Below are 23,515 nucleotides of genomic sequence, written 5' to 3'. Positions count from 1 at the left end.
GGAGGAGTGGCCGTTAACAGCCACTCCCGCTCAGCGATCAGTCGCGTTCTTCAATCGGTGTAACCGGACGTGGCTCAGGGCCGTTATAGTCAGCACTTGGACGAATAATACGGTTGTTAGCACGCTGTTCGAACACATGTGCAGCCCAACCTGTCAGGCGTGAGCAGACAAAGATCGGAGTAAACAGCTTAGTCGGGATACCCATAAAATGGTAAGCACTGGCATGGAAGAAGTCCGCATTACAGAAGAGTTTCTTCTCGCGCCACATCACCGCTTCAACACGCTCAGATACCGGGAACAACACCGTATCACCGACATCTTTAGACAGTTTTTCAGACCACTGCTTAATAAGAGCATTACGTGGATCGGAGGTACTGTAGACTGCATGACCGAAGCCCATAATTTTATCTTTACGCGCCAGCATGCCCATGACTTCAGCTTCGGCTTGCTCAGGTGAGGTCCAGTCTTCGATCATAGCCATTGCCGCTTCATTGGCACCACCGTGCAACGGACCGCGCAGGGAACCTATAGCACCAGTAATGCAGCTGTGCAGATCAGACAAAGTGGATGCACAGACACGTGCAGTAAAGGTCGAGGCATTAAACTCATGCTCCGCATAAAGAATCAGCGACACGTTCATGACCCGTGCATGCAGCTCACTGGGTTTCTCATCGCGCAGCAAATGCAGAAAATGACCACCGACAGAGTTATCATCTGTCACTGTATCAATACGTACACCATCGTGAGTAAAGCGATACCAGTAGCAGATAATCGATGGAAACAGTGCCAGTAAGCGATCAGTCGCATCCTGCTGCTCGTCAAAGCTGGCTTCGGTTTCCAGGTTACCCAGCATGGAACAGCCGGTACGCATGACATCCATCGGATGTGCATCTTTGGGGATCTGTTCCAGTACAACTTTCAGTGCATCCGGCAGCGCACGTAAGGTTTTCAGCTTAGCGATATACGCATCCAGCTCAGCCTGATTTGGCAGTTTGCCTTTGAGCAACAGGTAGGCCACTTCTTCAAAGGTGGATTTTTCTGCCAGCTCATGAATATCATAACCGCGGTAGGTCAGACCTGATCCAGATTGACCCACGGTACATAGAGCGGTTGTGCCTGCAGACTGGCCACGCAGACCAGCACCAGAGAGCTTTTTAGCTTCAGCCATTTGAATATCTCCTCGTTTGAATCGGCTTACTTGTTTTTGCCCTGGGCAAACAACTGATCAAGCTTCTGTTCAAAATCGTGATAGTTAAGAAAATCGTACAGGTCCATACGCGTCTGCATGGTGTCGACAACCGCTTTTTGATCGCCATCATCCAGCAGATGCTGGAATACATTCAATGCGGCCTGGTTGGCTGCGCGGAAAGCTGACAAGGGGTAAAGCACCATAGAGGCACCGTTTTCGGCCAGTTCCTGTTTGTTAAACAGCGGCGTTGCACCAAACTCAGTGATATTGGCCAACAAGTGTGCACCGTTAATACCCTGAGCAAAGGCTTTATAATCTTCCAGGGTGTGCACGGCTTCGGCAAAAATACCGTCAGCACCCGCTTCCAGACAGGCCTGAGCACGCTCAACCGCCGGCTCCAGCCCTTCCATTTGGAAGGCATCGGTACGGGCAATGATAAAGAAATCATCGTCGGTACGCGCATCCACAGCCGCTTTAACGCGATCTACCATTTCAGCCAGAGAAACAATTTCTTTATTCGGACGATGGCCACAACGCTTTTGCGCCACCTGATCTTCCAGATGTACGGCCGCCGCGCCGGCTTTAATCATCTCTTTAACTGTACGGGCCATGTTGAATGCACCACCCCAACCTGTATCTATGTCGACCAGCAAGGGGGTTTCAACGGCACTGGTAATGCGGCGCACATCTTCCAATACATCATTCATAGAAGTCATGCCCAAGTCAGGCAGGCCGTAAGAGGCATTGGCAACACCACCACCAGACAAGTAGATAGCCTGATGACCTACACGCGTTGCCATCATTGCATGATAGGCATTGATAGTACCAACAATCTGCAGCGGTTGGTTTTCAGCCAGTGCTTTGCGAAAACGCGCACCTGCAGTCAGTTTATTAGCCATTATTTTCCCCTTTAGTTTCGGACACTTTGTTCAGTTTGTTTTCAATATTGCGACGTGCAGAACTGATATGTCGACGCATCAGCAACTCAGCCAACTCCGGATCTCGGGACTCAATTGCATCAATGATCTGTCGATGTTCCTTCAGTGCCCGCTTGGGTCTTGAACTGGAAACACTGAACTGATAACGGTACATGCGTACCAGGTGGTAAAGGTCAGCACCCAGCAGTTCTAACAGCTTGGCATTTTTGCTGCCCTGTACAATACGGTAGTGAAAATCAAGGTCGCCCTCTTTCTGGAAGTAAGAGCTCCAGGCTTCTTCTTCCACTGAAAGCTCATGCTGATCCAGCAGTCCCTTCAGCGAAGCGATCTCGGCATCTGTCATGTTTTGTGCAGCCAGACGACAGGCCATGCCTTCCAGCGCTTCACGGACATGATAGATTTCGATCAACTCATTTGCTGAGAGCTTAACCACCCGAGCACCCACATGTGCTTTACGCTCAATCAGGCGCAGCCCTTCCAGGCGACGTATAGCCTCACGCAAAGGTCCACGGCTGATACCGTACATGCGCGCCAATTCCGGCTCACTAATTTTGTAACCTGCAGGAAGCTCACCCTTCACTATGGCCGTGACGATCTGTTGACAGACCCGATCAGCCAAGGTGCGGGTAATGGGTTCGAGAGGCAGAATATTATCTTTGTTCGACATAGCAACCCTTTAAGATTGTCGACAATATTTATTTAAAGCAACCTTACCGAGCCAAAATCATCGCGTCAACAGAGTTTTTGGCTAAATATGTCAACACTAGACAAAAGTATACTGAATAATGTGGCTAATAGGGGCACCACTGACATGGCTCTGGTTGATTCACTAGCCTTGCAATCAAACAGGGATTTCAGTCACACCAGAAATGCATGTTTGGATCTGTGCTGAACAGACTCGCCAGCTACTTCGCAGACAGGTAGAATTTGCGTTTTTATTCGCCGGTGTCGACAGTGATCAGCTATTACCCTCTCCCCTATCCATTAAAAGCTAGCCAGGTTTTTGAGCAACTGCGTTCGCTCGGTCAGGCCGTCATTCTGGATAGCTGCCATCCGGACAGCCGTTATGGTCGCTTTGACCTGATTACCGCGGCACCGTCGAAAACCTTACAGTTGACGACACAGGGGCTTGAGATACGTGAGGGTGAATCAAGCTGGCAGCCCAGCACAGAGGAAGCTTTTTCTTTGCTCAAGCGCTGGGTAGCTGAATTAGGTGACTTAAAGGATCAACCAGCGCCCTTCAATGGCGGGCTTATCGGTTACTTCGGCTATGACCTAAACCGGCACTTGGAACAACTACCCTCCCAGGCTAAAGCTGATATTGATCTACCAGACTTGGTGGTAGGTCTTTATCTACAGGCGGTAGTCATCGATCACCAGCAGGGTAAAAGCTGGCTGATGGTACATGTACTGGCCGATGAGGCTGTCACTGAGACCTTTCTGTCTCGCCTCGCCATCAGCCCAGCCGATGTCGTGTCTGCAGATACAGACCCTTTCAGGTTAACTGAAGCTTTTAGCAGCAATATGAGTGCCACTGACTACCGTCATGCCCTTGAGCGCATCCATGCCTATATTCAGGCCGGTGATTGTTACCAGATCAACCTGGCACAACGTTTCACTGCACCCTGCCAGGGAGATCCCTGGCAGGCCTGGAAAAGCCTGCGACAGGTAGCACCAACCCCCTTTGCGGCTTATTTGGACCTGGACCAGGGCGCACTTTTGTCCCTCTCACCTGAGCGCTTCCTCAGCTGTGATAATAACGGACGCGTGGAAACCCGCCCGATCAAAGGGACCCGCCCGCGTGGCACGAACAGCCTCGAGGATGCACAACTGGCAGCCGAACTGATCAACTCTGACAAAGACCGTGCAGAGAATGTCATGATTGTGGATCTGCTACGAAATGATCTGAGCAAGGTTTGCCAGCCAGGCAGTGTCGAGGTACCTGAACTGTTTGCGCTGGAAAGCTATCCCAATGTTCACCACCTGGTCAGTAGTGTTACCGGACAGCTGGAAAATGGATTTACCCCCCTGGATTTGTTGCGTGAATGCTTCCCTGGCGGTTCCATCACCGGTGCCCCGAAAATACGTGCCATGGAAATCATTGATGAGCTGGAGCCTCATCGCCGCTCTGCCTATTGTGGATCGATCGCGTATCTCAGTGCGTGCGGCCGAATGGATAGCAGCATCACTATTCGCACACTGGTCTGCAGTGCAAACAAGATTCATTGCTGGGCAGGCGGTGGTATTGTTGCTGATTCAGATATCGATGCTGAATATGCGGAAACCTTCAGCAAGGTGAACAATCTGCTTAACGCACTGCAGAACATTCATAAATACTAATCGACTGGATCTTTGTCATAATTTCTACACATTTCAACAAGTATACTTCTATACTTTGATATACAATCCGCCCCCCCGAAAGTTCGGCAGCATATGTCAGACTGTAAACTGGGTTACCAAAATCCAGACAAGGATGATTAAGTGGCAGAGGTTTGCCTGTTTTAGCCTTTTTGACCAAGAGACCTTGTCATGAAACTCAGTTTTCAATCCAAGTTACTTTGCTCCATGTTATTGCTACTTGTGCTTTCTCTATTGGCGCTCAGCATTCTGGCTCACCGCCTGCTGAATACTGAAGTCAATCAAGCCGTTCAGAGTGAAATTCACAACACCCTGCGCAACGCCAAAACCTTTGCCAACGGCTGGCTGGCGGCAAAATCAGATCTGGTTGTCAGCCTGAGTCGGGAGCTTCCAACTCAACGCGCGGATGCCGAAAAATTTCTGACCTATTCTCGCGATGCTGGCCAATTCGATCTGGTCTATGCCGGAACCGCCGAGGGAGAAATGTGGCAATCACGTCCTGAATCCAATCTGCCGTCAGACTATGACCCCCGTACTCGTCCCTGGTACCAACAAGCCATGGCCACCAATTCACTGGTTGTCACCTCACCTTATGCTGATGCCGGCAGCGGTGAAATGATTATTTCGCTGGCTATCCCGTTACAAAACTCCATCCAGGGGGTTATCGGCAGCGACATCAGCATCGATGCTATTATTCGAGAACTGTTAACCCTGGAATCACGCTGGACATCACAACTCTGGATGCTGGATGGCAAGCAGACCCTGATTGCCCATCCAGATAAAAGCCGGGTTCAACAGACAATAAGCCAGCTTCTACCCGACACCCCCCTTCCAGCCAATCAGGATGTGGTGGAAATAGCTTATGAAGGTGAAATCTGGTTAATGTCAGCCACCTATATTGCCGAAGCTGACTGGACCTTTTTACTACTGGTAAAACGCAACGAAGCCATGGAGGCTTTAAACCAGTTAACCACCACCCTGCTGCTGCTCAGCTTAGCTGTACTGGTAATCTCAGCGCTAGTGCTCTACCTGCTGGTTAACTACCAGACCCGCCCACTAAAACACCTGGCACTGGCTCTGGATGATATATCTCAGGGAGAGGGCGACCTCACCCACCGACTTGAAGTGGAATCAGCCGATGAATTTGGTCGTATGAGTTTGGCGTTTAATCGCTTCGTTGCACAGCTACAGTCGACCGTGAGTGAAATGATCGTTCTAACTGAACAATTAAATCAAGAATCCGGGCGCAGTGTTGAAGATGTGCACAATAACCTCGAACAACTGACACGACAGAAAGAAGAACTGACGCAATTGGCTGCCGCTGCACAGCAGATGTCCTCCGCTACAGCTGAGATCGCCCGTAATGCTGAACAAACAGCCGAAATTGCCCGTCAATCGTCCGAGTCCACACAAAGAGGTCTTGTAATGGTCAAGGAAAATCGTGAGCAGACACTAATGCTAACTCGGCAGATTTCCGACAGCACAGATGCTATTAACACGGTTGAGCAACAGGTGCAGAGCATCAGCAGTATTCTGGACAACATTCAGGGCATTGCCGAACAGACCAACCTGCTGGCATTAAATGCAGCCATTGAAGCGGCCCGAGCAGGAGATCAAGGACGTGGCTTTGCTGTAGTTGCAGATGAGGTGCGCACTCTGTCGCAACGCAGTCATAAAGCGACGGATGATATTCGCGGCATGATTACCGAATTGCAAAGCGCCACCCAAAAAGCCGTTGCGCTGATGGGACAGAGCCAGAAGCAAGCCCGTATCAATGTCGAAAGTGCCGAACAAGCCGAACAGCAACTCCAGACCATCGATGAAGCGAGCGGGACCATCAGTGAAATGGCGATACAGATTGCCAGTGCGGTTGAGGAACAAAATGCTGTGACCACTGAAATCAGTAGCAACACAGAGCAAATCAAGGTGCTGGCCGATAACCTAACGGATCAAGCCGGTCTGACTGGCAGCCGAGCCGCTGATCTAAAACAGGTGGCTAACTCACTGCATCAATTGTCAGACAGATTTAAGGTGTAATCTGCCTGACAAAGTTGATGTGCGGTTAAAAAGGGTTAAAGGGTTAAAGGGTTAGATCCCGATTACTGGCGGCCAGGAAAGCTTTTTTCAGGTCGCCATAAGTGTGCACCGCCGGAAACTGTGGAAACTCACGGATGACATTCTCAGGCGCATGGAACAGAATCCCGGCTTCAGCCTGCGTCAACATAGTGGTGTCATTATAGGAATCGCCTGCCGCAATCACTCGGTAATTCAACAACTGGAAAGCACGCACTGACTGACGCTTCGGGTCGCGCTGGCGCAGGGTATAACCGGTTATACGTCCGGTGTCATCAACATTCAGTTTATGACAAAGCAGCGCTGGAAAGCCCAGTTGACGCATGAGCGGCTGAGCAAACTCATAAAACGTATCTGACAAAATGACCAGCTGAAAACGCTCACGTAGCCAGTCCACAAACTCCACCGCCCCGTCCAGCGGTTTCAGTCGACTGATCGTATCCTGTATTTGCGGCAGGGTGAAACCCTGTTCATCCAGAATGCGTAAGCGTTGCTGCATCAGCTCATCATAATCGGGAATATCCCGTGTGGTTGCCTTTAACGCATCTATGCCAGTCTCTTCGGCAAACGCGATCCAGATTTCGGGAATTAAGACGCCTTCAAGATCAAGACAGGCCAGTTCCATGCAAGGTCTCCAGTACAGAGTTAAATAAATGATTAATGCTGAGGCAAAGAGATGTCCTTAAACAAATCGTCTATCTCGTGCCGATTGTTGCAGGCTTGTACTCTCTCAACCATATCCAGTGTCAGGTGTGGTGCAAATAAACGAATGAAGTCATACATATAACCGCGCAGATAGGTACCTTTCCTGAAGCCAATACGCGTAGTGCTGGCTTCAAACAGATGTGAAGCATCCAGCGCAACCAGATCACTGTCATGCTCTGGCTCCACCGCCATCGTCGCAATAATACCCACTCCCAAGCCCAGACGAACGTAGGTTTTGATCACATCAGAATCGACGGCGGTAAACACCACCTTGGGTTCCAGTCCTTTGTTAATAAAGGCTTCATCCAGTTTGGAACGTCCGGTAAAACCAAATACATAGGTGACAATCGGGTGTTTGGCTAGCTCTTCCAATGTCAGTTCCCCCACCTGTGCCAATGGATGATCTTTAGGGACAACAACAGAGCGATTCCAGTGGTAGCAAGGCATCATGATCAGATCCGGGAAGTGTGCCAGCGCTTCAGTCGCTATAGCAAAATCCACTTCGCCATCCGCCGCCATCTCGGAAATTTGCATCGGCGTACCCTGATGCATATGCAAGGCAACATCAGGATACATTTTAATAAACTGGTTAATCGTGGGTGGCAGTGCATAACGTGCCTGGGTATGAGTTGTAGCCAGACTCAAACTACCCTTACGCTCGTCACTGAACTCCTGGGCAACCTGACGGATGCTATCGACTTTCTGTAAAATCTCACCGGCGATCTGCAAAATGGCTTCACCCGCTGGGGTTACCCGAGTCAAATGCTTGCCACTGCGGGCAAAAACCTCAACACCCAGCTCATCTTCAAGCAAACGCACCTGCTTACTGATACCCGGTTGAGAGGTATACAGACTTTGGGCCGTAGCCGAGACATTAAGATCATGCTTGGCGACTTCCCAGATGTACCTGAGCTGCTGGAGTTTCATTTATCTTTACCCGAGTAGAGAATATTGATTTTTATATAACCGCAAAGAATAACAAAATACGTTAGCAACGCCAATACATCACCAATGCCTGATTAGAACCGCGAGTTGAGTCTGCGGATCTCTTCATCTCCACTAATCAAGCGCTTCTCCAACGAATTAATTTTTGCCTCAGCTCTGACCAGCATTTCTTCTTTCTCCATTAACTGGGCACGCAACAAATTATCACGCTTGGCCGCTTCGTTAGTGTAAGAAATATTTTTTTGATTATTGCGTCGGATATCTTCCTGCAATTCTTTGAGCTTAGTTTCTAGTCGCTTGGTTTTGTTAAGTTCAGCAAGCAGCTGACTGTTCATTTTAGTCATGTCTCGCTGCAATAACGCACTCTCCTGGCGCATTTTCAACAACTCGGTTTCCTGGCTTTTGAGTTGTGACTTCAGCGTTTCATTTTTAACGTCTTTACGTGCCATACGGGCCTGAAGATCATGAATTTCTCGAGTGAGTTCAGACTCTTTTTTACCTGCTTCTTCACGCACTTTCTCTAACGCATTGCGATAATAGCGGGTATCCACTTCCTCTTTGGCCAGCGTCTCAAGCATATGCCGCTGTTCATCTTTAAGGCGTTGGTCAAACATACGCCGAGCATCTTCATGCGATTTTCTCAGCTGTGCCAGCTCATGCTCCAGTGTTGACCGGGCTTTTTCCTCTTTTTTGCGGATATTGGTTTCACTGGATAAATTGGTTTTTAACACTGTGATTTCAGCATCCAGCGCTTTAACATGCTCATAGCTTTCTTCAAGCTTGAAAGTTTGCTCGCGGTAACGCGCTTCCATCTCCTGATGCTGATGCTGAGATCTTTGTAGGGCCTCATCGGTACTGCGTTTCTCGACTTCGACACCTATGTCTGTGCGCTGGCGAGTCAGAGATACTCGCGACTGGGCTTCCTGTACCGCTTGATGCCATATACGCACAAAAGACTGTGCCAAGGTATCCGGCATACCCGGCATTTTCAGATCACGATCAGTTACCACTACACGCTGCGGTAACTCGCTACGCCACTGGGCAAGTAAAACACTCACCTCATCCAATGGACTCGTCAGCTGTTCTGCCAGCATTTCAGCCTGGGGGAAATTGCCTGAGAGCAACTGCTCATCAGCCAGTTCAAAAACTTGTGTTTTTAGTTGTTCAGTATCCATGCAGTCTATTTAACCAGATTAAAAGCAGGTAAAAAATGAGGGCAAGACGACAGCACCCTCTTCAGTGTAGAGAGGGTAAGGATACATCAACAGGGCATCTGTTTTACAGTGGATTAGATCCCGAACACGGGAAGACCAGGACAAACCTTCCGTGTTCGGGTAACGTTGAATCAGTCGATCAGGGTATCGATCAAGTCAATCATGAACTCACTATCTTCTTCGCTCATCAACTCCCAACCAACCAGGCCCATGTTCTGCAATACACCGCGCCCTTTCTCATCACCCGGCATGTCCAGCAAAACACTTGTCAGCGCCGTTTCATGCTCTTTAAATGACGGCCCTGCCAACAACACATGATGAATAACACCGATCTGACTGCTGACCAATGGTTTCATCTCGCTGCGAATCAGCTCTGACAGTTCATCATAAGCCTGCTTAAGGAAGAACCCGGCATCAGCTTCACCCTTGAGCAGGTTTTTTGCCACCAGCACATAGTTTTTCAGCGTTTTAACGGTGATGTTATCCGCATCGAGATCTGCAGATTCCAGCATGATCATGCCCATGGTGTGCACATCAGGATCATCCGTGGTAGCAATAACACTGCCCGGCTGCAGATTTTCAACCTTATCAACCGATGAGGATACCGATACCGCAATGATTGTTTCATCTGCTTTATGCGCAGGTTTCATCAAAGCTTTAAAGCCCAGCTCCCTGACTAGCATGGAGGCATCATAGGGGTTAGCGTAGATCAAATCGACCTTGCCAGCGCGGATATCATTGCGCTGCTTCTCAAAGCTGTCATAGAGTTCGAGATGAATGGGAATACCCAGTTTACGCTGCAGGTAGGTATTAAAATAAAACCATCCGGATATATGATCCGGTGCAAAATCCGGACTCACCGTAAGATTTAAGGGCATGCACAACTCCTTTACATCAGTGTCGCATAGAGGGCTTCACTTTCACGAATTTTACTTCGGGAAGGCTTGCGTCTTACCGAGGTATATCCAACCAGTTCGCCATTTCGCATATTGGGAATAACTGTCGCCTTAACCCAGTAATAAGTACCATCTTTGCGCAAATTCTTTACAAAGCCCTGCCACTTTTTACCTTCGGCCATAGTGTCCCACAAGCCCTTGAATGCCACAGCCGGCATATCCGGATGGCGAAGAATATAATGATTAGTACCAATTAACTCTTCACGGCTGTACCCGGACATGTCCACGAATGCTTGATTTGCATGGGTAATAATACCCTGCGGGTCGGTTCTGGATACTATCAGCTTACCGTCGGGATAAGGGACTTCCTTATCCACAATAGTTGCCATACGTTCCGTTCCGTCATAATAACGAATCAACGCTTCCCGTACCTGACCGGTATCTTGTTCTGACATAGTTCATATCCCCCGCTGAACTCAGCACGCCTCTGTTGAGAGGCGCCTCTACGTGACTTACAGAATCTTACCGATAGCTTCCGCTGCACGTTTCACATCCAGGAAGATAAGCCCAAGACGCGCATTGGTTTTCGCGACAACCGTCAATACTGAATCTTTGTTTGCGTGAGTCATTAAAATATAGCCAGCCTTACCCTTAACCAGGACTTGCTCCAGCTCCCCACGTGCCAGTTCTTGGGCAGTTCGTTCACCCAATGACAGCATTGCTGCACTCATGGCACCTACACTATCTTCGTCCATAGACGCAGGTAGCATTGAATCGATCATCAGACCATCCGTAGAAATCACCGCAGATGCTTCAATCTCAGCCGAAGTACTGTTCAGATCATTAAGAATGGAAGTAAGCATTTCTGAGCGCATCGTTATCTCCTTTACGCCGTTAGCACAAATGTCGCAGTTGAATTTTCCGTTTTTTCAGTAATCCAGATAACGGCGCATGAGCACCGAAAGCAGATTGACAAAGGACTGACGGTTCAGTGTTGGCATCCCCTCCAGAACCAATAGAAACTTCTGATGACCCACATGCAGAGTCCAGAAGCCCAGTTCACTGTGGCCAGCTGCATCCAGCAGACCCCAAGATACACTATTGAAACCCAGGTGTTCCCGCAGCAGACGTTGATGACGTTCATGCATCAATACAATGTCGGCAGACAGCGCTGCCAGAGCTTCAGCCTCTTCATCAGCATAGCCTGACTGCCCCAGGCAGAAACCCTGCTCGTCAGCGAGCAATACGCGCCCTTCTGCCAGTTGAGGTAAATATTCAGGCAGCAGTTGCTCAATTGAACCCGTTGGTACCGCTTCAGGTTCCGTGGTGAGCTGCAGGAAACCTCTTTCCATCAACCAGCTCATTAACTCCTGGGCCTCTTTTTCGCTATAGCCAGTCAGTTTTTTCAGTACCGCCGGAAAATAAGGCACATGGGTATCCGCACTGAGGAGCTGCAACAACAAAGCTCGACGCTCATCCACTTCCGGACTTAGGGTCGCATAATAGGATCCACTGGGGGTCACCTGAAAAAACTCTGTAACTTCACTCTGGTCTTGATTCACAGTCGAACTCCGATTTCATTCCAGATGGGGTGCAGACCATCGCTGCTAAGGGTTAAAAAATCCAACAGCATCCGCTGCCACTAAAAATGTAAACACAAAACGTTGCGGTACGGCCAACTCAGACAGTACCTGCCTGGGGCTAAGGCGTTTACTAAACCAGAGTTCCGCCAGGGTTCTGGCATGGGGCGTCAACTCGAACACAGAAAAATCCGGTTTGCGTATCAGTTGCACCGGTTTATTAAGGTCTATTGTTTCCGGAATACGCCCACGAGAAGTCAACAACGCCAGCTTCCATAACAACTGATCGGCTGCAATATGCCGACCAGTTTCTCCAAGCACATAGGCTGAAGGCTCTAGCTTTGTCAGAAAAAGCTCATCCAGACCAAATCTTGCTCTAGCCATGTGCAGCAACAGTTCAGCGTCCAGATCACAGTAAAAACAGTCAGCTTCCGGGAGGTATATCAGCACGCCAGGTAAACCGGACACCTGTTGCGCCTGCTTACTTTGCCGACCTGTTTTAACGGCCAGCACCACCCAGGGCAACAGGCTGCTTTCCATATTAAAATGCACACGCCGCAGCCCGCTCGGTTCAGTCAGATCCTGATCCGGAAGGTGGCCGCAATAATCATTGACACTGTCTTGATCAAGACGTTTCCGGTCCACTTTTTCAGTGGCTTGCTCAACAACAGGCTTCGCACCGGGTTTCTCAGCAACTGGCATTTCAGCAGCACTTTCATCGACAACATCGACCGATTCTTCAACAGTATCTGGCACTTTTTTCTCTGTGCTTTCATGGCGTCGATGCGCCATCACCAAATGGGCTTTTGATATAACTTCTTGTACACCATGTCGATCCAGAGGAAATAGCGTCTTGCCCGAATCAGAAAGCTGCTTGCCTTTATTCCATTTTTGCATAGCGTCAAGACCCGCTTGCTTGCGCGCCTGCCACTCGGCAAATACGGTATCTCTATCGGATGCTACCAGCTTTACTGGGTCGTGTTTTTGCAGCACCCGAGTTAAATGCTCGAGCTCGGTTGACAGTCCGTTCAGGGTCAGTGGGCGCTTTAACTCAATAAACCCTTGAGGCACATCGCCGCCTTCAGTCAAGGCGATACCGGGAAGTCCAGCACAGGCGGGGTGCTGTCGCAGCAACTTAAGAAACTGCATCTCACCGGCGGCACCAGACAGATCCACCAGCAGCACATCGGCTTTATCAGGCTGGGTCAGAACAAACACTTTTTGATGCCGGCTATTGAAAAAAAGCTCCAGCATGGTTTGCTCTGATTTACCAAATCCGGACAGTCCGATTTTATAGGGTTGTTGAATCGCCACGGACCGATTTCCTTATGCACATTCTTCAAACTGAGCAGGATTAAAGCACTGTGGCGATATAGACAAGCTGCCATTCACCAGCACCGAATACTGCAACGGCAGATTGCGGATAAAACGAAAATCGGAGGTATCAGCAAATTTTCGCAAAGCAGATAGAGTTGGTTTATCTAGTAAAGGCTCTGCCTGATCAATAATCCGATTGACTAACGCACGGCCTTTTCCACGCAGCACCAAAAACAGATCGATAAGTGCACCAGTCAACCGCCCTGAATCACCTTTACGTATCGCAAAATAAATTCTGCGTATATGCGTTCTCAGGTGTTTTGGCACGGCACTGATATAGCGTGACGAATAACACAACCCTAGTTCTGAATCGGCTTGCTCACAAATCAGTGAACGACTTTTTTGCAGTTCAAAACAGATCTGCAGTTTTTCAGCAAATCTGTCAGAATCAGATACAGGTACATTTAGTGTATTCATGTTGGCAGCCTCATGGACTTAATAACGCATGGGTTATTTATACGCATCGCCTGAAAACCTTGCAATCAGAGATCAACGTTTACTTGATTCGTGTCAATTTGCTGGCCCGAAACAGCCTTTTTCACCCCCGTCTTTATCCAAAGTATAACCTCAGGATTGTCGACAAAACTTAACTTTACCCCCCCTATAAGCTAGAATTCACAGCGCCAATCACCATTCGATAACAAATTCGAAACGACATCGGCGGATGTTTTGCCGATGTTCGGTAGTGACAACAGATGAGGGCTATATCGTGCTTGAAGCTTACCGTAAACATGTAGAAGAACGTGCCTTAGAAGGCATCCCACCAAAACCACTGGATCCAGAGCAGACTGCCGCACTGGTTGAGCTGGTGAAAAACCCACCAGCAGGTGAGGAAGAGTTCCTTCTTGATCTGTTGAGCAATCGTGTTCCTGCAGGGGTGGATCAAGCCGCTTATGTTAAGGCCGGATTTCTCGATGCCATCGCCAAAGGCGAGGTAACATCGCCATTAATCACCCCAGAAAAAGCTGTTGAACTGCTGGGCACCATGCTGGGTGGCTATAATATTCAGCCGCTGATTGCCGCATTGGATAACGACAAGCTGGCGGCCATTGCCGTTAAAGCACTGTCGCATACCCTGCTGATGTTTGATGCATTCCATGATGTTCAGGAAAAAGCCGACGCTGGAAACAGTTTTGCCAAAGATGTGATGGCCTCTTGGGCCGCTGGCGAGTGGTTCACCTCCAAGCCTGAAGTACCTGAAAAAATCACCGTAACTGTATTCAAAGTCCCAGGTGAAACCAACACCGACGATCTGTCCCCCGCACCGGATGCCTGGTCACGTCCGGATATTCCGCTGCACGCCAACGCCATGCTGAAAATGGAGCGTGAAGGCATTGAACCAGTTGAACCTGGTGTCACAGGCCCACTGAAACAGATCGAAGCGGTCAAAGCCAAAGGCTTCCCGGTCGCCTATGTCGGTGATGTCGTCGGTACCGGGTCATCACGTAAATCAGCTACCAACTCTGTGCTGTGGTTCTTTGGCGATGATATGCCAAACATCCCCAACAAGCGCGCCGGTGGTTTCTGCTTTGGTGGCAAGATTGCACCCATTTTCTACAACACCATGGAAGATGCTGGCGCCCTGCCGATCGAAATGGATGTGGAAAAAATGCACATGGGCGATGTAGTCGACATCTATCCGTATGAAGGCGTGGCTAAAAACCATGAGACTGGCGAAGAGCTGTGTCGCTTTGAACTGAAAACTCAGATGCTGCTGGATGAAGTCCGTGCCGGTGGTCGTATTCCGCTGATCATTGGTCGCGGTCTGACCCAAAAAGCACGTGAAGCTCTCGGCTTGCCACCGGTTGACCTGTTCCGCACGCCAGAGCAGCCAGCTGAATCCACCAAAGGCTTTACGCTTGCACAGAAAATGGTGGGTAAAGCTTGTGGTGTTGACGGCATACGTCCAGGCACTTCCTGCGAACCTAGAATGACAACTGTTGGCTCACAGGACACTACCGGTCCTATGACCCGCGATGAACTGAAAGATCTGGCCTGCTTAGGCTTCTCTGCCGACCTGGTTATGCAGTCATTCTGCCACACAGCGGCTTACCCTAAGCCCGTTGATGTGAACACCCACCACACCCTGCCTGATTTCATCATGAACCGTGGTGGTGTCGCGCTGCGCCCTGGCGACGGTATCATTCACTCCTGGCTGAACCGCATGCTGCTGCCTGACACCGTCGGTACCGGTGGTGACTCTCACACCCGTTTCCCACTGGGTATTTCTTTCCCTGCTGGTTCCGGTCTGGTCGCCTTTGCTGCCGCAACCGGTGTGATGCCGCTGGATATGCCTGAGTCAGTTCTGGTGCGTTTCAAAGGCAAGCGTAATGCCGGTATCACCCTGCGTGATCTGGTACATGCGATTCCTTACTATGCGATCAAAGCAGGTCACCTGACCGTTGCTAAAGCCGGTAAGAAAAACGTCTTCTCTGGCCGCATCTTAGAGATTGAAGGTCTGGAAGATCTGACCGTCGAGCAGGCTTTTGAACTGTCTGATGCCTCAGCCGAACGTTCTGCGGCTGGCTGCACCATCAACATGTCAGAGGATTCTGTAGCGGAATACCTGCGTTCTAACATCGTCATGCTGAAATGGATGCTGTCTGAAGGTTACGGCGATGTACGTACCATCGAGCGTCGTATTAAAGGCATGGAAGAGTGGCTGGCTAATCCATCACTGATGCGTGCTGACAAAGATGCCGACTACCACACCGTGATTGAGATTGATCTGGCTGAGATCAAAGAGCCTATCCTCTGTGCACCAAATGACCCTGACGATGCCCGTCTGCTGTCTGATGTGGCCGGCGATAAAATCGACGAAGTGTTTATCGGCTCCTGCATGACCAACATAGGTCACTTCCGTGCAGCCGGTAAATTACTGGAAGCCTCTGGTAAGACTATCCCGACCCGGATGTGGATCTCTCCACCGACCAAGATGGATCAGGCACAATTGACTGAAGAAGGCTACTACAGCATCTTTGGCAAAGCCGGTGCACGCATGGAAATGCCAGGCTGCTCACTGTGCATGGGTAACCAGGCACGCGTAGCTGACAAGGCGACCGTGGTATCCACCTCTACACGTAACTTCCCGAACCGTTTAGGTAATGGCGCTAACGTGTATCTGGCATCAGCTGAATTGGCCGCGGTTGCCGCCCTGGAAGGCAAACTGCCAAGTGTCGAGGAATACATGGTTTATGCCAACAGGATCGATAGCATGGCGGGTGAAATTTACCGCTACCTGAATTTCGATCAGATGGAAAAGTATGTCGATAAAGCGGCTTCTGTGATTCCAACCGCCGCTGTCTGACGCTAAACTAAGCGTTAAGCCATACCGAAACCCCGGCTCCTGCCGGGGTTTTTTATATAATGAGGACCCTATGAAACCCCTGAATCCTGACACGGCTCCAGAACCCGGTTATGAAACAGCGCAAACCAAGAATGGTTTTCTGGCGCTGGTTTCAAAGCTGGTATTTGATGAAAAACTGCCCGTGCGTTTTATGTATAAAACCGTGCCCGAACACTTAAATGATACCGGCTGGCGCATGTTTACTGGTTATGAAACAGAAGAATTTCTGAGTGATGAACAGCTAAACCTGATCCCAGTACCCTTGGAAAAAATTTGTCAGCTGGACCCAGCCCTACCCGAACTGGTTCAATATAACGCTGGCACCGTATGGGAGCGCACTCCCGACTCGTCAGAGTGGCAGCAGGTGCATGACTTCACTATTCCTGTACCGCGGACCGATGTTAAGATCACTAATGATATTGAAGATTTCCTGTCATCCCGCGAACGCAGTTAAGGATTTTTTACCATGGAACTATCTTCATTCAGCACCTATGCGCTGCACTTTATTGGTGTGATTATTGTACTGGTCGGCCTGTCGATCAAACCAAAAATCAAAACGCTGGGTATTGCCTTGGCCGTCGCTGGCTTTTTACTCGGCACTTCGCCAGTTTGGTATTCGGCCATCACCCAGCCCAGTGATGAAGAAATGTATGAAGCCTGGCAAGAGCAGCAGCAACTTGAACAACAACGACGTCAGCTTGAGAGTGAATGATCCTGGGGTTCAGTCCTCCTGAGCCCTCTCTGTTGCTGCTGTATAATGCGCTGCAGTATCGCTAGTGGATCACGTTCACTGCGAATCTCGGTGAACAACACCTGAGCTTGAGGAAAGTACCACTGCAGCATGTTTAACCACTGCTTGATACGCCCATGGACATGGCGCTCAGATAAGTTATCTATCACCTGACGGTGATAGATCTCCAGCATCGGCAATAGCCTCTGCCAGGCGTCAGGCTGGGGTAGTGCTACAGCTCTACCCGATAATTCTTCAGCCAGAAAAGGGTTACTCAGTATGCCGCGCCCCAGCATCACATCGTCACAGCCGGACAGATGCCGACAGCGTTGATAATCCTCAGCACTCCAGACTTCACCGTTAGCCACCAGATGCAAGGTTACCTGTTCACGGATACGCGCGATCCACTCCCAGTGTGCCGGTGGCTTATAACCCTCCAGTTTAGTCCTGGCATGCACCGTCAAGGTTGACGCACCCGCGGCTTCAATCGCCTGCGCATTCTCTATCGCCAAAGCCTTATCTACATAGCCCAGGCGCATTTTGGCCGTCACAGGAATACTGGCAGGAACAGCTCGACGCACCGCGGCTACTATCTCATGCAACAGATCAGGCTCGGTTAACAGCACGGCGCCCCCACGGCTTTTATTCACCGTTTTGGCCGGGCAACCAAAATTCAGATCGATGCCAGGGGCTCCCAGCTCTGCCGCTTTGGCAGCATTATCAGCCATCAGTGACGGGTGATTGCCGAGCAATTGCAGATACACAGGAACTCCCGAACGAGTACACCCCTGTTGATGCAACTCAGGGGCCATTCGGTAAAAAACAGAGGAAGGCAGCAGCCTATCTGTCACCCGGATAAACTCGGTGACACATTGGTCTATGCCCGGTACAGAGGTGAGTAGATCGCGCAGCGTATAATCCAGCACCCCTTCCATGGGTGCCAGGTATAAACGGCTCATAGCACAGCGTTTGTCAAAGTGCTGCCAACCCTCTGCGTAGGTCATCCTGCAGATCTTTAACCGATTCCAAACCCACGGAGAGACGAATGAGGTTATCGCGGATACCAGCCTGGGCTTTATCTGCAGCCGTCATACGCCCATGGGTGGTAGTATCAGGATGGGTAATGGTGGTTTTAACATCGCCCAAATTACCGGTTATAGACACCACCTCAGTGGCATCAATAAAACGCCAGGCCGCATCACGATCACCATCAACCTCAAAGGCCAACACGCCTCCAAAGCCTTTCTGCTGACGACAGGCCAGTGCATGCTGCGGATGATCCGGTAAGCCGGAATAATAGACTTTGCGGATACCTGGCTGCTGCTGTAGCCACTGAGCCAGAATCAGCGCACTCTCACTATGCGCTCGCATGCGCAAGGGTAAGGTTTCCAGTCCCTTCATAAATACCCAGGCATTAAACGGACTCATACAACTGCCACCGGTGCGGATGAAACCAAACACCTCTTCCATCTCTTTATCACGCCCTACCAGTACGCCGCCTACACAGCGTCCTTGCCCATCCAGGTACTTGGTCGCTGAGTGCATCACCACATCCGCTCCCAATGCCAAAGGACGTTGCAGCGCAGGGGTCAAAAAGCAGTTATCCACCACTAGCAAGGCATTATGTGCATGGGCAATTTCTGCCACAGCCGCTATATCTGTCAGCTCAGCCAGCGGGTTGGATGGCGTTTCCAGAAACAGCAAGCGTGTCTCAGGTCGAATCGCTGCTTTCCAGGCACTCAGGTCAGTCGGGTCGACAAAACTGGTTTGAATACCGGCACGACTGAAATACTTGTCGAACAGGGAAACGGTAGAACCGAATACACTGCGTGAACAGACCACATGATCGCCACACTTCAGCAGCGCCAGCCCCAGACTCAGGATCGCCGCCATGCCTGATGCCGTGGCAACAGCACGCTCCCCCCCTTCCATCGCGGCAATGCGTTGTTCAAAAGCACGCACCGTCGGATTGGTGAAGCGGGAATAAATATTGCCCGGCTCCTCACCACTAAAACGAGCGGCCGCTTCCCTGGCGCTGGAAAACACAAAGCTGGAGGTGGTGAAGATTGGATCACCATGCTCACCCTCATCCGTTCGCCACTGACCGGCACGTACGGCCAGTGTATCCATCTCACAGTCTTCACGGGAAAACTGGATGCGGGCATCACGCTCAAAACCCTTGGCCATTAACTCTTCCTCATTCTATTCGGGTGTGCAGATCAGCCGAGGTATCGCTATCGATATCAGCATCCGGATCAGTGTTATTCACCGGATTTTTGGCATCATCACTACGTTTTTTCTCAAGACGATCCAGATAGGCTCGGTCCACAGTACCAGTGATATACTGCCCATCAAACACACAGGTATCGAAGGCAGTAATTGCCGGATTCAACTGGGTGACACAGGATTTTAGATCATCCAGGTCCTGATAGAGCATCCAGTCACAACCAATATAGTCACCGACCTCTTTGGCCGTGCGTCCATGGGCGACCAATTCAGATGCTGTGGGCATATCGATACCATAGACGTTGGGGAAACGCACTTCCGGTGCGGCCGAAGCAAAATAGACTTTGCGTGCACCGGCATCACGTGCCATTTCAATGATCTGCTTGGAGGTGGTTCCCCGCACAATCGAGTCATCCACCAACATCACCACCTTGTCTTTGAATTCGCTGGCAATGGGGTTTAACTTCTGGCGCACCGATTTTTTGCGCAGGGTCTGCCCCGGCATGATAAAGGTGCGGCCGATATAACGGTTCTTGATAAAACCTTCTCGGAAGGTAACCCCCAGACTGTGGGCCATTTCCAAGGCGGCAGTGCGGCTGGTATCCGGAATCGGAATAACCACATCAATATCGTGATGGGGCATCTCCTTGAGTACTTTTTCTGCCAGGCGCACACCCATCAGCATCCGCGACTCATGCACCGATACACCATCAATAATGGAGTCAGGTCGTGCCAGGTATACATATTCAAACAAACATGGAGCCAGGGTTTGTTGCTGGGTGCACTGCTGCAGATGTAAACCACCATCACGGTCAATAAATATCGCTTCGCCAGGAATGATATCGCGGACCCGTTCAAATCCGGAAGTATCCAATGCAACACTCTCTGAAGCCACCATATATTCAGCCTGACCATTCACTATCCGCTTGCCATACACCAGCGGGCGAATACCATGCGGATCACGGAATGCCAGCACACCGTAGCCGGTAATAATCGCTACGACCGCATAGCCACCCTGACAACGCTGATGTACTTTGGATACCGCCGCAAAGATATCTTCGGGTGAAGGATTCAACTTGCCAAGCTGCTGCAACTCATGCGCAAACACATTAAGCAGCACTTCAGAGTCTGAGGTGGTGTTGATGTGACGCAGATCGGCACGAAAAATATCATCGGCCAGTTGCTCAGCATTGGTCAGATTACCATTATGTGCCAGAGCGATGCCGTAGGGTGAATTGACGTAAAAGGGCTGGGCTTCGGCCGAGCTGGAGCTGCCAGCTGTCGGATAACGCACATGTCCTATGCCCAGGTTACCCACCAGCCGCTTCATGTGGCGAGTCCGAAACACTTCATTAACCAGGCCATTATCCTTACGCATGAAGAAGCGATTACCTTCAGATGTAACGATACCAGCCGCATCCTGCCCACGGTGTTGCAAGACAGTCAGGGCATCAAAAAGAGTCTGGTTAACGTAGCTTCTGGCAAAAATGCCAACTATACCGCACATGAATTCAACCTCTGAGGTGATAATTTGTTAGCTTTACTGAACATCAGCTTCCTGCGCTCCAGATCATCTGGCCAATATCTCTGGCCATATCCCGCGACCAGGTTTCCATAACCAAAAAATGCGGAATCAACACGGAGTCGTTCCACCAAGGGTCCTGTGTGGCTGGTGTCATTTTCAACAATACCAGCATAATCACCACAACCAAACCACCACGCAAGGCTCCGAAGCCCACGCCCAAAACACGGTCAGTGGCAGAAAGCCCGGTTATTTTGACCAGTGAACTGATCAAACTGCCAATCAAATTGCCAACAATCAACGTTGCAATGAACAAAATAAGAAACGCCACCAGCTGGTGTACTGAGGGGGCAGCATCGAAATAGCCAGCAATAATCTCTGCCAGCACTTGATAAAACAAGCGGCCGACAATAAAGGCGGCCACCCAGGTTATCAATGATACAGCTTCGCGGATAAAGCCACGGCGTAAACTCATCACCGAAGAGATCAGCACAATTGCCAGAATTACCCAATCAACCCAGTTCATTATCAAGCGCCTTCAACCCTGCCAGTATTCATTGTTTGACTATTGTGTGGTAAAACGCACAATCATGCCTTCCAAACCATATTCCTGTTGCAGCAGTAGTTTCAGCTCTTCCAGGCGACCACGTTGCATCTCCGGACCAACGAATACTCGGACTACATCTTCTCCGTGACGAATATAGACCCGATAACCGGCACTGATCAGACGCGCTCTAAGCTCGCGCGCATTGGATTCCTGACGAAAACTGGCCAACTGCAACGCCCAGGCAGCGGGCACCTGATCAGCATCCAGTGTTGGTGCCTCTTCAGCCGGGTTAAGGCTGGGACGTAGAGCCTCCAGAGATTCGGTTATTTCAGCAACAGGTGCAGACACCACCGGCGCTTCTGTAACCGGCGCTACAGGTGCTTGCTCAATTGTAACTGGCGGCGGCATTTCAGTCTGCACCACCCGAACCACTTCAGGTGCGGCTGGAATACGAGATTCTAACTGACGCTCTTCATAGCCCGCTGCATTGAAAACCAATGGGAAAAATGCAATACCGATCAGCAGTAGAACCACGACTCCAATCAAGCGCTGTTTTAAATTATCCCTGACGTCCATCGACCCACTCAACTGTTTTCAATGCATCTGTTACTGTAAAAAAAGAGCCTGCTATCACTAACCGCGATGTAGGGGTCAACTGCGACGGCAACGCTGCCAGCGCCGTATCGACACTGTCATATTCTGCCATTGATGACGAAGGGACACCAAGCTTATTGAGTAGCTGTTTCAGTTGAGCAGCACTGGCTCCCCTGGGATTGCTCAGTGTCACCAAGTGCCAGTGATCAACGACCGGCAGTAAGGCTTCACAAACGCTAGCCATATCTTTGTCAGCCAGCATTCCCAATAATAAGTGCGTGGGCGTCACGGCTGGCTGACTCAGTCTGGTAGCCAAATAGACAGCTGCTTCCGGATTGTGTGCTACATCCAGTATACAAGGATAGCCGGCCAGGCTAGCTGGCTGCATGCGCCCGGTTAATCGCGCATTGACCAGACCCGCCGACAGCGACTGCTTTTCGATAGTAAAAGGCATCAACTGCAACACTTGCAATACAGCCGCTGCGTTCTGTATGGGCAAGCTGGGACGTGGCAAGGATGACAGCACTTGGGTGCTTCCTGCCAGATCCTGCCCCTGCCAGGTCCAGAGATCATTCGCTTCCAGGCTATACTGGTAAGCCTGTCCGTTAGTCCGCAGGTCAACCGCCAGCTTGGCGGCATGCTTCAGCAAGCTGGCTGGCGGTTGTGGATCACCACACACGGCCAGACCACCTGCACGAAAAATACCGGCTTTTTCAAAACCTATCGATTCACGATCCGGCCCTAGCCAATCGGTATGATCCAGGGCAATGGTGGTGACCAGCGCAACATCCGCATCGACCAGATTCACCGAATCCAGGCGCCCGCCCAAGCCAATTTCCAGTAACAGCACATCCGGCACGGCGTCACTAAAAATGATCAGCGCGGCTAACGTACCATATTCAAAATAGGTCAGTGGCACACCCTGGCGTGCGGCTTCCACTTGTGAGAATGCAGCACAGATCAGTGCATCATCTACAGCTTGTCCAAACAGGGTTATGCGTTCATTGTAACGCAGGAAATGCGGTGACGTGTAAGTGCCTACCCTGAGCCCCGCCTGCTGAAGGATCGACTCCAGCATACGAATACTGGTGCCTTTGCCATTAGTACCGGCCACAACCACCTTAAAGCTACCACTCAGATCAAGGGGTAACCGACCAGCGACTTGACGCATACGCTCAAGACCCAGTTCAATTTCGGCTGGATGACAGGCTTCAATATAGCTTAACCACTGATCCAGACTGGCATCAGTGGTGGGTTGTTTTTGTGACACGCCGA

General features: G+C 50.3%; 23 protein-coding genes. 5 read left to right on the top strand and 18 right to left on the bottom strand.

Annotated elements, in window-relative coordinates:
• Window positions 1-37 precede the first annotated feature (37 nt).
• From prpC to ACN0R1_RS04225, 3 genes are read right to left on the bottom strand one after another with little or no spacing between them, the layout of a single operon-like run.
• Window positions 38-1,168: a bifunctional 2-methylcitrate synthase/citrate synthase gene (prpC, locus tag ACN0R1_RS04235; protein ID WP_417580254.1), complete on the bottom strand. Its 1,131-nt coding sequence runs from the start codon at window positions 1,166-1,168 to the stop codon at window positions 38-40.
• 26 nt (window positions 1,169-1,194) lie between these two features.
• Window positions 1,195-2,088: a methylisocitrate lyase gene (prpB, locus tag ACN0R1_RS04230; protein WP_151055914.1), complete on the bottom strand. Its 894-nt coding sequence runs from the start codon at window positions 2,086-2,088 to the stop codon at window positions 1,195-1,197.
• Complete coding sequence (locus tag ACN0R1_RS04225) at window positions 2,081-2,794, bottom strand: GntR family transcriptional regulator (protein ID WP_417580252.1); 714 nt, start codon at window positions 2,792-2,794, stop codon at window positions 2,081-2,083. Before ACN0R1_RS04225 ends, prpB begins: the two co-directional genes overlap by 8 nt.
• A gap of 287 nt (window positions 2,795-3,081) precedes the next feature.
• On the opposite strand from ACN0R1_RS04225, the gene pabB reads away from it, so the two are divergent.
• Entirely contained in the window at window positions 3,082-4,467 is a 1,386-nt protein-coding gene (gene pabB / locus ACN0R1_RS04220; protein WP_417580250.1) for an aminodeoxychorismate synthase component I, read from the top strand.
• A gap of 189 nt (window positions 4,468-4,656) precedes the next feature.
• A complete protein-coding gene (locus tag ACN0R1_RS04215; RefSeq protein ID WP_417580248.1) occupies window positions 4,657-6,522 on the top strand; it encodes a methyl-accepting chemotaxis protein in 1,866 nt (621 codons plus the stop codon).
• A gap of 43 nt (window positions 6,523-6,565) precedes the next feature.
• Here ACN0R1_RS04215 and thrH read toward each other — a convergent pair whose 3' ends face one another.
• The 9 genes from thrH to ACN0R1_RS04170 form a co-directional block, all read right to left on the bottom strand.
• Entirely contained in the window at window positions 6,566-7,183 is a 618-nt protein-coding gene (gene thrH, locus ACN0R1_RS04210) for a bifunctional phosphoserine phosphatase/homoserine phosphotransferase ThrH (protein WP_417580246.1), read from the bottom strand.
• Between the two features lie 32 nt (window positions 7,184-7,215).
• The gene (gene cysB / locus ACN0R1_RS04205) at window positions 7,216-8,190 is read right to left on the bottom strand and encodes an HTH-type transcriptional regulator CysB (RefSeq protein ID WP_417580244.1); all 975 of its coding nucleotides are present in this window, start codon (window positions 8,188-8,190) and stop codon (window positions 7,216-7,218) included.
• Between the two features lie 92 nt (window positions 8,191-8,282).
• On the bottom strand, window positions 8,283-9,383 hold the full coding sequence (locus ACN0R1_RS04200; protein WP_417580242.1) for a DNA-binding protein: 1,101 nt from the start codon (window positions 9,381-9,383) through the stop codon (window positions 8,283-8,285).
• Between the two features lie 170 nt (window positions 9,384-9,553).
• Complete coding sequence (locus tag ACN0R1_RS04195) at window positions 9,554-10,300, bottom strand: PhnD/SsuA/transferrin family substrate-binding protein (RefSeq protein WP_417580240.1); 747 nt, start codon at window positions 10,298-10,300, stop codon at window positions 9,554-9,556.
• Window positions 10,301-10,311: 11 nt separating this feature from the next.
• Window positions 10,312-10,773, bottom strand: a complete 462-nt coding sequence (locus ACN0R1_RS04190; protein ID WP_417580238.1) for a PAS domain-containing protein — start codon at window positions 10,771-10,773, stop codon at window positions 10,312-10,314.
• Window positions 10,774-10,830: 57 nt separating this feature from the next.
• Window positions 10,831-11,193 carry a roadblock/LC7 domain-containing protein gene (locus ACN0R1_RS04185; RefSeq protein WP_036521896.1) on the bottom strand — a complete coding sequence of 121 codons (363 nt, stop codon included), beginning with the start codon at window positions 11,191-11,193 and terminating at the stop codon, window positions 10,831-10,833.
• 54 nt (window positions 11,194-11,247) lie between these two features.
• Window positions 11,248-11,880: a hypothetical protein gene (locus tag ACN0R1_RS04180; RefSeq protein ID WP_417580236.1), complete on the bottom strand. Its 633-nt coding sequence runs from the start codon at window positions 11,878-11,880 to the stop codon at window positions 11,248-11,250.
• 45 nt (window positions 11,881-11,925) lie between these two features.
• The gene (locus ACN0R1_RS04175; protein ID WP_417580234.1) at window positions 11,926-13,212 is read right to left on the bottom strand and encodes a hypothetical protein; all 1,287 of its coding nucleotides are present in this window, start codon (window positions 13,210-13,212) and stop codon (window positions 11,926-11,928) included.
• Window positions 13,213-13,224: 12 nt separating this feature from the next.
• Window positions 13,225-13,692, bottom strand: a complete 468-nt coding sequence (locus tag ACN0R1_RS04170) for a hypothetical protein (protein WP_417580232.1) — start codon at window positions 13,690-13,692, stop codon at window positions 13,225-13,227.
• A 292-nt stretch (window positions 13,693-13,984) separates the two neighbouring features.
• Between ACN0R1_RS04170 and acnB the strand changes: the two genes are divergently transcribed.
• The 3 genes from acnB (at window position 13,985) to ACN0R1_RS04155 (ending at window position 17,333) form a co-directional block, all read left to right on the top strand.
• Window positions 13,985-16,582: a bifunctional aconitate hydratase 2/2-methylisocitrate dehydratase gene (acnB, locus tag ACN0R1_RS04165; RefSeq protein WP_417580383.1), complete on the top strand. Its 2,598-nt coding sequence runs from the start codon at window positions 13,985-13,987 to the stop codon at window positions 16,580-16,582.
• A 70-nt stretch (window positions 16,583-16,652) separates the two neighbouring features.
• A complete protein-coding gene (locus tag ACN0R1_RS04160) occupies window positions 16,653-17,075 on the top strand; it encodes a DUF2185 domain-containing protein (protein ID WP_417580230.1) in 423 nt (140 codons plus the stop codon).
• A 12-nt stretch (window positions 17,076-17,087) separates the two neighbouring features.
• Window positions 17,088-17,333 (top strand): hypothetical protein, encoded by a 246-nt coding sequence (locus tag ACN0R1_RS04155; RefSeq protein ID WP_417580228.1) that lies wholly within the window; start codon window positions 17,088-17,090, stop codon window positions 17,331-17,333.
• Here ACN0R1_RS04155 and ACN0R1_RS04150 read toward each other — a convergent pair.
• From ACN0R1_RS04150 to folC, 6 genes are read right to left on the bottom strand one after another with little or no spacing between them, the layout of a single operon-like run.
• Entirely contained in the window at window positions 17,315-18,355 is a 1,041-nt protein-coding gene (locus tag ACN0R1_RS04150) for a tRNA dihydrouridine synthase (RefSeq protein WP_417580226.1), read from the bottom strand. The genes ACN0R1_RS04155 and ACN0R1_RS04150 overlap by 19 nt on opposite strands.
• Window positions 18,324-19,538: an O-succinylhomoserine sulfhydrylase gene (locus ACN0R1_RS04145; protein WP_417580224.1), complete on the bottom strand. Its 1,215-nt coding sequence runs from the start codon at window positions 19,536-19,538 to the stop codon at window positions 18,324-18,326. Before ACN0R1_RS04145 ends, ACN0R1_RS04150 begins: the two co-directional genes overlap by 32 nt.
• A 10-nt stretch (window positions 19,539-19,548) precedes the next feature.
• Complete coding sequence (gene purF, locus ACN0R1_RS04140) at window positions 19,549-21,084, bottom strand: amidophosphoribosyltransferase (protein ID WP_417580222.1); 1,536 nt, start codon at window positions 21,082-21,084, stop codon at window positions 19,549-19,551.
• Window positions 21,085-21,127: 43 nt separating this feature from the next.
• Window positions 21,128-21,625: a CvpA family protein gene (locus ACN0R1_RS04135; protein ID WP_417580220.1), complete on the bottom strand. Its 498-nt coding sequence runs from the start codon at window positions 21,623-21,625 to the stop codon at window positions 21,128-21,130.
• 39 nt (window positions 21,626-21,664) lie between these two features.
• Window positions 21,665-22,222, bottom strand: a complete 558-nt coding sequence (locus ACN0R1_RS04130) for an SPOR domain-containing protein (protein WP_417580218.1) — start codon at window positions 22,220-22,222, stop codon at window positions 21,665-21,667.
• Window positions 22,206-23,510, bottom strand: coding sequence for a bifunctional tetrahydrofolate synthase/dihydrofolate synthase (folC, locus tag ACN0R1_RS04125; RefSeq protein ID WP_417580216.1), 1,305 nt, complete (start codon window positions 23,508-23,510; stop codon window positions 22,206-22,208). The genes ACN0R1_RS04130 and folC overlap by 17 nt, the downstream gene beginning before the upstream one ends.
• Between the last annotated feature and the right edge of the window lie 5 nt (window positions 23,511-23,515).

The organism is Nitrincola sp., assembly GCF_048264025.1.
In the GTDB taxonomy this organism is placed as follows: Bacteria; Pseudomonadota; Gammaproteobacteria; order Pseudomonadales; family Balneatricaceae; genus Nitrincola.
Note: the sequence above shows the minus strand (reverse complement) of the source record. Positions and strands in the feature narration are given on the sequence as shown.